The organism is Vibrio sp. 10N.261.51.A3 (assembly GCF_041471965.1).
Classification (GTDB): domain Bacteria; phylum Pseudomonadota; class Gammaproteobacteria; order Enterobacterales; family Vibrionaceae; genus Vibrio; species Vibrio crassostreae_C.
On sequence record NZ_JBFRPK010000062.1, the window covers coordinates 1 to 9,136 of the forward strand.

Consider the following 9,136-nt stretch of genomic DNA (forward strand, 5'->3'; position numbering starts at 1 on the left):
ACCTCAGGTCGCACGGACAGAAATCATTTAGACTATTTACTTAAATCGGGAGTCACCGGATTAGTTCAGGTATCTAAAACTCCAAGGTCTCACCATCAGCAGGAATAAGGACTTTATCTGACAAACCGTTTTTATCAATTGCTTCTTTAAGAATTGGTCGAGTCACTGCACAGTGATTGAGTGCCTCCATATGGTTCGCAACCACCTTATTAGGGGAAAGGCGAATAAACTCCATGACCTCATCAATAGACATCAATAACGGTTGACCAACGTCCATACGAGCACGACCTGCCGCGACTACTGTGATATCAGGTTTCAACTCAGTCAACGCTCGTTTTACATCATCGGTTAGAACTGTATCACCGCTAATGTAAATAGAAGGCTCATTGGGGAGCTCCAAGAAAAATCCAACACCATTAGCCATTACCTTGTGAATCCATCCATGGCCGTGCAAAGCCGGAACCGCGGTGAGCTTTCCGTCTAGAAAGTCGATAGTTTGCCAGTCTTCAATTCCCCAATTTACCGTTAAGTCATATTTTTCTAGGTAAGCCTTATCTTTGGCTGGTGTCGCAACTGGGATATTACGACTTGTTAAAAACATCTCACCTGCCGGATCTAGGTGATCTCCATGTTGTAATGCCTTGATACCAAGTGTTTGACTGTGAGTAATTAAGGTATGAGTAACCTTGTTTAGTAGCTCATCGGCATTACTTGGCATCTCAACGGTTGGATTTTTCGCGGCCTTAGCCTTAATGACTGAAAACGGAGGCATAGAGCCTTTTTTCCCCAACATAGGATCAATAAGGATAAATTTTTCGCCAGATTCAATAATAAATGTTGCGCTACGTAGGTGGTGGATCTTCATAATGCCTCTCTAAACTCACTAACAAGCCATGTTCTCTATGAGATTTAGTATGCTTCTTTCTAGTTTCTTGTGATACTGTCTTGAAAGTCAACATTCGCGCAAATCGAGACACTTGTGAACAAATCAACCGAGCTAATTAAAATTACGATGGTAGCCTTTGAAGGCATCAGTGCTTTTCATCTCTCTGTGCCTTGTCTGGTGTTTCAAGATATCTTTTTCGGTCAGCCGGTTCGGTTTGACTTGAGGATCTGTTGCGAAAACAGCTTGCAGTTTGAAACAAGCTCTGGATTTGGTGTGGTGATCGATAAAGATTTGAGCGCTATTAAAGAGGCGGATATTGTGATTGTTCCAAGCTGGCCAAATGACCTGCCAGAGCCAAGTGAGCGACTTATAGAGGCGCTAATAGAGCATCATGGGAAAGGTAAGCTACTAGTAGGACTCTGCCTCGGGTCTTATGTACTTGCATGTGCTGGCGTTCTCGATGGAAAACGTGCCACAAGCCATTGGGCGTTTTCCGAACAATTTCAGCAGCAATTTCCTAAGGTGGATTTTGACCCAAACCCTCTATTTGTTGAACATGAGACTATCATTACCTCTGCTGGAGTAGCTGCTTCACTCGATTGTTGTCTACATATAGTGCGCCGTTTGTGTGGTAGTGAGCTCGCGAATGATCTCGCACGTAAGATGGTGACTGCGCCATCTCGTACTGGTGGACAGCAGCAATACATACCAGCACCAGTCAACATAAAACCTCTTACAGAGACAAGTATTAGCCTTGTGATTGAGCTGGTGGAGCAGAGCCTTAATCAGTGTCACTCACTAGATGAAGTCGCTGAGCGCTGTGCGATGAGTAAACGTACCTTCACACGCCAGTTTAAATCCACCTATGGCTGTACATTTGGTGAATGGCTGCAAAACCGACGTTTGGAGCTTAGCCAACGTCTATTAGAAACCACGAAACTATCGATACCTCAAGTTGCAGAGCAAGCGGGTTTTGGCTCTGACAGTGTATTCAGAAAGCACTTTAAATCGGCTTTTCATGTATCGCCGATTCAGTGGCGCACTACATTCAAGCAATAGTCTTAATTTCATTGAGGGCGATGGGGCTAGATCGTCGCATCTATTACTTTTTGTATCTGAAACCTTGCAAGTTCAATTCTAGGCGTTTTTGGGGCATCACAAGCCAGCCCTAACATCACTAGTTTGAAGCTACAAAATGATTTGCCGAAATCAATAGAATGAGTTTTGACTATCTCGCTATAAGGCCACTTAGCGATGGTCTATCCAACATATGAGCACAAAAAAAGCGAGCACTAAGCTCGCTTTTAACCATCTGTTTTTAAAGTAAATTACAGTAGTTCTACCGACTATTGAGCAATCACGAATTCTTCGTTGGTTAGATTGCTATTAGTATCGCATCTGCTAGTAAGAGTGTGGTCAAAATTATTTAGACCACAATTTTAAACGACGTTGCAAAGATGAGTCTTACTCAATATCAGCAATTAGAACAACTATCCAAGCAAAGTGTAGGAAGTAAGCGCTATGTGACTCCCAGCAAAAGGATAAATTGCGCAGTCTAACTCAATGTAATCACGGTTTTTCGTTTTGTGGTTTCACTGTGTTTCAACGCATCAAGCATCTGCTCGAATTTAAAAGTGACAGGAATACTAACTTCAACACTCCCATTTTCAATACGCTCAAGCAGCGCTTCACCATTTTGCATTAATGTATGCCAATCATCTTTATCACCAAAATTATGTAACGCTCCAAGGGCTATTTCGTGGTAAGAAATAGTGCGCGTAAATGGAGGGTCAATGGGTTTAGCAATACGATCTTGAATGCAGACAATATGTCCATTCGCTCTTAACAGCGGCACTAAATGGGCGGCATTTTCCCCACTCACCGCATCAAAAATGGCGAAGTATTTCATGTCGATTTGAGATTGCTCCCGATAAACTTGGCGAATACCTAAGCTTTTGGCTCGCTCTTCGCTCAGACTCGCGGAGACAACATCAACGATATAACCCGCTCTGACAAGGATCTGGGATAACAAATTATTCACCGCGCCAAAACCAACGACAAGCACTTCTCTTTGTTGGGTTAATGGAATTTTTTCAAATGCTTGCCACGCAGTTAGCATCGGACAAGGCAGTGCCGCGGCAAGTTCAAAAGATAGGCTCTCAGGTAGTGTCATCACTCGCTTAACGTTCAAAACAGTATATTTAGCGAAGCTACCATGGCGATTTAGTGAACCATGATATGCCACTCGACGGCCAATTAGACTGGGATCAACTTTAGAACCTACTTGTACGACGACGCCGGCACCATCAACACCTGGAACATGGCCATTCGGCCAATTTAAAGGATTGGCTTTAATAAATTTCCAATCCACAGGGTTAATACCAATCGCTTTGTTTTGTACTAAGATTTCGCTGTCATCTAAAGCTGCTCTTTCAGCCTTACCTAAAACAAGACTGTGTTTCTCAGTTTGATATTGCCAAATTCGATAGGGTTCCATATCACTTCCACTCGCTTAATGAAAAGGTAAGGCACCAAAGAGTTATCGTCCTTGGTACCTGGTGTATTAGGCTTGATAAGTTGGATAATCGACGTAGCCTTCGGCTCCGCCCCCATACAAGGTCAACCTAGCATCGGCATCAAACTCGGCCAATGGTAAATCATGAGCAAATCGGGCGACTAAATCAGGGTTCGTTACAAAAGGAGTACCAAAGGCAACGAAATCAGCATACTGCTTATCTAGCAACTGTTGGGCAGATTGCTTGGTCAACTTTCCTGCAACCATGATTGGATTAGAGTATATTCGGCGTACTTGCTGGCGAAACTCTTCAGGCACCTCTACATAGCGTGATATGTTTTCTGAAAAATGCACATACGCAAGGTTCATCAGTTGTAGTTTTTCCAGCAATGCTAACGTTAGCGGAACAATTTCAACATCATCCCCAGCAAAACCCTCTCCGATATGAGGAGACAGACGAACCGCAACTCTTTCCCCACCAATTTCGTCGGTAAGTGCTTGCAACGTATCAACCAAAAAGCGCATGCGATTCTCTTGGCTGCCACCATATTGATCACTTCTTTGGTTGCTTTCTAAGCGTAAAAAGGTATCAAACAAGTAACCATGCGCAGCATGAATTTCCACGCCATCAAAACCAGCTTCAATGGCGTTTTTGCCCGCTTGTACAAAATCCGCAATCGTGCTCTTAATGTCTTGCAGCGTCATCTCCCGTGGCGTTTCAGTTTCAATCATCCCAAAGCCACCTTCAGCTAGTGGGCCAAATACTTGATCTGGGATTTTAATCGCTGATGGGGCTAACGGCTTAGTACCTGAAATATCAGAATGACTGCGTCGCCCCACATGCCAAAGTTGAGTAAATATTTTCCCGCCATCTTGATGCACAGCTTGGGTGGTTTTTTTCCAGCCTTCGATGTGCTCTGGGGTATAAATGCCCGGAGTCATCGAATAACCTCGTGCAGCCGCTGAGATCGGGGTGCCCTCTGATACAATGAGTCCAGCACTGGCACGCTGACGGTAGTAGGTTGCCATCATCTCGTTTGGTACATCACCAGGTTGAGACGTGCGTGAACGAGTCATCGGCGCCATCGCGATACGGTTTCTAGTCTCAAGTCCGTGACCTTTAAATACCTTAAACATACTTACCCCCTTAAGCTTTATACGTTGGATAATCAATCAGACCTTTCTCACCACCACCAAACAAGGTGTTTGGATCATGCTCTGCCAATGGGTAGCCGTGAAGTAGACGTTCAGGAAGATCGGGATTCGCCACAAAAGGTCGACCAAAGCCGATCATATCAGCCAGTCCGTCATCAATAGCTTGCTTTGCTTTTTCCGCATTATAACGACCTGCGTAGATCAGCACGCCTTGAAAAGCATTGCGCATTGCACGTTTGAATGAGACGGGTGTATCTGGTGCATCATCCCAATCGACTTCAGCAATATGTAGGTACACGATATGATGTTTATTGAGTAACGCTGCGGCAGCGGTATAAGTCTCAATAGGGTTAGCATCAACAGTACCATTTAAGGTTGTTAAAGGTGCCAAGCGCACACCAACGCGGTTAGCGCCAATTGCGTCCACCATTGCTGCAACGACTTCATCAAGAAAACGAAGACGATTTTCCAGGCTACCGCCGTATTCATCACTGCGGTTGTTAGCTTCGGAGTCAATGAATTGGTTGATCAAATAACCATTCGCCGCATGCAGTTCAATGCCATCAAAACCTGCTTCAATCGCATTCAATGCCGCTTGACGATAATCTGCAATGACTTGTTGAATATCTGCTTTTGTCATTGCTCTAGGCTGCACGACATCAACAAAACCTGGTTCATCACTGCCATTATCAACGAATACTTTTACGTTTTCCGCTTTTAACGCTGATGAAGAAATCGGTTGCTCACCACCGATGTTATCTGTGTGAGTGACTCTGCCCACATGCCAGAGCTGAGCGAAAATTGCGCCATTTTCTGCATGCACTGCTTGAGTTACTTTACGCCAGCCTGCGATCTGCTCAGGTGTGTAAATACCTGGGGTCCATGCATAGCCTTTTGCCGTCGCTGAAATTTGCGTACCTTCAGACACAATCAATCCTGCACTGGCACGCTGAGCGTAATAGGTTGCCATCATATCATTTGCGACATCACCAGGCTGACTGGCTCTTGAACGCGTCATCGGTGGCATGACAATGCGGTTTTTGAGTGTGAGTCCACCCAATGTGAATGGTTTAAATAGTGATAGTGACATAGTTGAGCCCTCTTCATTTGATAAGGGCATACTAGCAAATGAGTCACCAATCATTTATAGCAATAAAGGCAAATAATATTTGTATAAATTGCAACAATCAGCTTGTTTAAGCGGGTTACAGGGTTAGCTTTGGCTTAATAAAATCAATAAAAGCGGAGATCCGCTTGGCCACAGAAGAAGTCTTATAATACACAGCGTTGACTTGTTCTCTTCGTGGATGACTGATTTTTTCGCTCTCCAACAGCGAGATTAAACGTCCTTCGGCAATATCTTTATTCACCATAAACCCTGATAGACATGCAATGCCATTTCCTGCCAACACAATTTGTCGAATGGTTTCGCCATTACTTGATGACATCAAAGCGTCTAGTTGGGTAAAACCTTTTAAAGGCCAGTCATTCAAAATTTTGGGGGCGACAAATCCAATGAGATTATGCTGAGCAAGATCGCTGCTTTTAGTGGGGAGCCCGCGTTTTGAGATATATTCTGGTGAAGCCACAATATACAAGGGGCTTCGACCCAGCGACCGAGCATGTAGCGTTGAATCGCTCAACGTACCAATACGGATTGCTAAATCGGTTTTCTTTTCTAGTAAATCCACAATGCCTTCATTGGAAGTTATTTCTAGCTCAATATCGGGATAGGCTTGATTAAATGACTGCACCAATGGCACCAGTTGATGAAACACAAACGGACTAGCCGCGTCGACACGTAAACGGCCTTTGGGCAATTCCCCACGGGAAATAATATCTTCTTCCGCCTGCTGTAATTGCATTAACCCCACCCGCATAGAGTCAATGAACTGGCGTCCTTCATCGGTTAATTCAATACGTCTAGTGGTTCGGTTTAGAATAGTGACCCCAAGTTGACTCTCCACTTTACTGACCGCTCTGGATACTCGCGCGACTTGGATATCTAGGCTCTCTGCTGCCGCTGAAAAACCTCCGGTATCGACTACAGCTAGTAAAATGGCTAAATCATCAGATTTTGTTCGCATGCTATTTCCCTCAATTTTATCCAATCGCTCATCAGCTTTATTGCATTTATAACAAATATCATTTGTAAAAACCTCTGTTTTTCACAAAACATCTTTAATGCAAAATGCCCCCCATCAATTAACAACGCGACGGCATAGCGACCAATACATCGGCTATTGCTGGTCATTTTCAAACAACAGAGAGTAAATATTATGCCTTTAGCACTTCTTGCATTGACGCTCAGCGCCTTTGCTATTGGAACAACGGAGTTTGTGATCGTGGGGCTACTCCCGACCATGGCCTCCGACCTAAATATATCACTGCCTTCAGCAGGCTTGCTGGTTAGCCTTTATGCACTTGGTGTTGCCATTGGCGCCCCGGTTTTAACGGCTTTAACAGGAAAGTGGAATCGTAAACACGTATTGATTACCGTCATGTCACTGTTTGTTGTCGGTAACTTAGTTGCATGGCAAGCACCTGGATATAACACCCTGATTATCGCTCGTATTTTGACAGGTTTAGCCCATGGTGTATTTTTCTCCATTGGTTCAACCATTGCTACCGGTCTGGTACCAAAAGAAAAAGCCGCCAGCGCCATTGCGATTATGTTCACTGGTTTAACCGTGGCGTTAGTCACAGGCGTGCCGCTTGGGACATACATAGGTCAAACCTTTGGCTGGCAATCAACCTTCTTAGTTGTTGCGCTATTAGGTTTAATCGCATTAATTGGTAGTGCTTTCTTAGTACCAAATAACTTAAAACAACCTGCTGCAGCTAAGCTTTCATCGCAGCTTAAGGTATTAACTCAACCTAGATTATTACTGGTTTATGCGATTACTGCACTGGGTTATGGCGGCACTTTTACAGCATTCACTTTCCTTGCTCCTATTTTGCAGCAAGAAACTGGCTTTAGTGCGAATGCAATTAGTTTAATTATGTTGGTTTATGGAGTCTCAGTTGCGATTGGTAATATTTGGGGCGGAAAAATGGCCGATAAAATGGGCCCAATAAAAGCCCTTAGCATTATTTTTACTGGTCTTGCAGCTGTGCTTATCGTGTTCAATTTTACCGCCGTTAACCCTATTGCCGCGGTAGCCACGATTTTAGTTTGGGGGGCATTTGCATTCGGTAATGTTCCAGGTTTACAAGTATATGTAGTGAAACTTGCTGAAAAATATACACCAGATGCAGTGGATGTTGCTTCCGGTTTAAACATTGCCGCCTTTAACGTTGGTATTGCACTTGGTTCATGGGGCGGAGGGATGGTTGTCGCTGAAGCAGGCTTAATGCATACACCTTGGGTAGGTGCAGTAGTTGTACTGATAGCGCTTGCTTTGACCCGCTTTAGTGGCCGTCTTGATAAGCGTGCAGAAAGTTAATGGTAAAAATGTATTAATGAAATAAACACGACTCTTACCCTTAGAGCTGGTCAATGCAGCAGCATTGGCCAGCTTTTCGCAACTTATATTGATTGGTATTAGACAAGATTGAAACTGATAAGAGGCACTCAATGAAAACCGTTTTTATTACTGGAGCTAATCGTGGCTTAGGATTAGAGCTTGCAAAGCAATATGCACAGCGACATTACAAGGTCATCGCTTGCTGTCGCGATATTGATTCAGCGCATGAGTTAACCCTGTTAGCACAACAGTATTCAACCATTCGCCCTTATGCTCTAGATGTTAGTCATGAAACAGATATTCTCGCTTTAACTGAGGTGTTTAAAGAGCAACCTATTGATGTACTTATTCATAATGCTGGGGTGAGTGGTGAAGGATGTGACAACTTAGGCAATATGGATCAGCAAAGATGGCTAGAGGTGTTAAAGGTCAATACCATCGCACCCATGTTAATCACGCAGGCCTTGCTCAATAATATTCTAGCCGGCCAAGATAAAACCATAATCGGGATGACCTCAATACTGGCCAGTATTGATGATAACCGCTCAGGGGGACGATACAGCTATCGAGCATCAAAAGCGGCCCTCAACCAAATAATTAAATCTCTAGCCTGTGAATTATCCGAAGCGGGAGTGAAGACCATGGCAATTCATCCAGGTTGGGTAAAAACCGATATGGGTGGAAAGGAAGGCAAGGTAACAGTAAAAGAGAGTGTTACAGGCATGCTTAATGTTATCGACAATTTAAAACTTAAGCATTCAGGTTCATTTTTTGTCTACGATGGCACTCAATTGCCATGGTAAGCCTAGTAGTTACGTCTCATACAAACTCTAAGGGTAGGATATGCTTTTAACCTTTATAGTTTTAATCCTTTCTATTGTCGCTTTGCTCGGGTGGTATTTACACAAAGTCTCCCGTGACATTTCCCAAATTGACTGGGATTGGGATGACGATGAGATCCTATAAATTGATATTGCCTGCATCTATGGCTGGTCACATTACATATCCTAAGGAACGACTGCGATCTTACTCTGGAATGAGTAAATACTTTAACGTGAAATGGGGCAAGCAATGATCGCGCTTAGAAAAGTCTGGGCATCACAAGCCAGCCCT

General features: G+C 43.9%; 8 protein-coding genes. 3 read left to right on the plus strand and 5 right to left on the minus strand.

Annotated features, from left to right (window positions below):
- Nucleotides 1-73 precede the first annotated feature (73 nt).
- The gene (locus AB4371_RS15835; RefSeq protein WP_102427727.1) at nucleotides 74-865 is read right to left on the minus strand and encodes an MBL fold metallo-hydrolase; all 792 of its coding nucleotides are present in this window, start codon (nucleotides 863-865) and stop codon (nucleotides 74-76) included.
- A gap of 114 nt (nucleotides 866-979) precedes the next feature.
- On the opposite strand from AB4371_RS15835, the gene AB4371_RS15840 reads away from it, so the two are divergent.
- Complete coding sequence (locus AB4371_RS15840) at nucleotides 980-1,945, plus strand: GlxA family transcriptional regulator (protein WP_102393298.1); 966 nt, start codon at nucleotides 980-982, stop codon at nucleotides 1,943-1,945.
- Between the two features lie 496 nt (nucleotides 1,946-2,441).
- Here AB4371_RS15840 and AB4371_RS15845 read toward each other — a convergent pair whose 3' ends face one another.
- From AB4371_RS15845 to AB4371_RS15860, 4 genes are all read right to left on the minus strand, one after another.
- Complete coding sequence (locus tag AB4371_RS15845; RefSeq protein ID WP_372150315.1) at nucleotides 2,442-3,383, minus strand: zinc-binding dehydrogenase; 942 nt, start codon at nucleotides 3,381-3,383, stop codon at nucleotides 2,442-2,444.
- Nucleotides 3,384-3,449: 66 nt separating this feature from the next.
- On the minus strand, nucleotides 3,450-4,538 hold the full coding sequence (locus AB4371_RS15850; RefSeq protein ID WP_017062693.1) for an alkene reductase: 1,089 nt from the start codon (nucleotides 4,536-4,538) through the stop codon (nucleotides 3,450-3,452).
- A gap of 10 nt (nucleotides 4,539-4,548) precedes the next feature.
- The gene (locus tag AB4371_RS15855) at nucleotides 4,549-5,646 is read right to left on the minus strand and encodes an alkene reductase (RefSeq protein WP_102321231.1); all 1,098 of its coding nucleotides are present in this window, start codon (nucleotides 5,644-5,646) and stop codon (nucleotides 4,549-4,551) included.
- Between the two features lie 115 nt (nucleotides 5,647-5,761).
- Complete coding sequence (locus AB4371_RS15860; RefSeq protein ID WP_102398645.1) at nucleotides 5,762-6,643, minus strand: LysR family transcriptional regulator; 882 nt, start codon at nucleotides 6,641-6,643, stop codon at nucleotides 5,762-5,764.
- 192 nt (nucleotides 6,644-6,835) lie between these two features.
- On the opposite strand from AB4371_RS15860, the gene AB4371_RS15865 reads away from it, so the two are divergent.
- Both AB4371_RS15865 and AB4371_RS15870 read left to right on the plus strand, forming a co-directional pair.
- The gene (locus AB4371_RS15865) at nucleotides 6,836-8,002 is read left to right on the plus strand and encodes an MFS transporter (protein WP_029235440.1); all 1,167 of its coding nucleotides are present in this window, start codon (nucleotides 6,836-6,838) and stop codon (nucleotides 8,000-8,002) included.
- Nucleotides 8,003-8,133: 131 nt separating this feature from the next.
- Nucleotides 8,134-8,826 carry an SDR family oxidoreductase gene (locus AB4371_RS15870; RefSeq protein ID WP_017068416.1) on the plus strand — a complete coding sequence of 231 codons (693 nt, stop codon included), beginning with the start codon at nucleotides 8,134-8,136 and terminating at the stop codon, nucleotides 8,824-8,826.
- Nucleotides 8,827-9,136 lie beyond the last annotated feature (310 nt).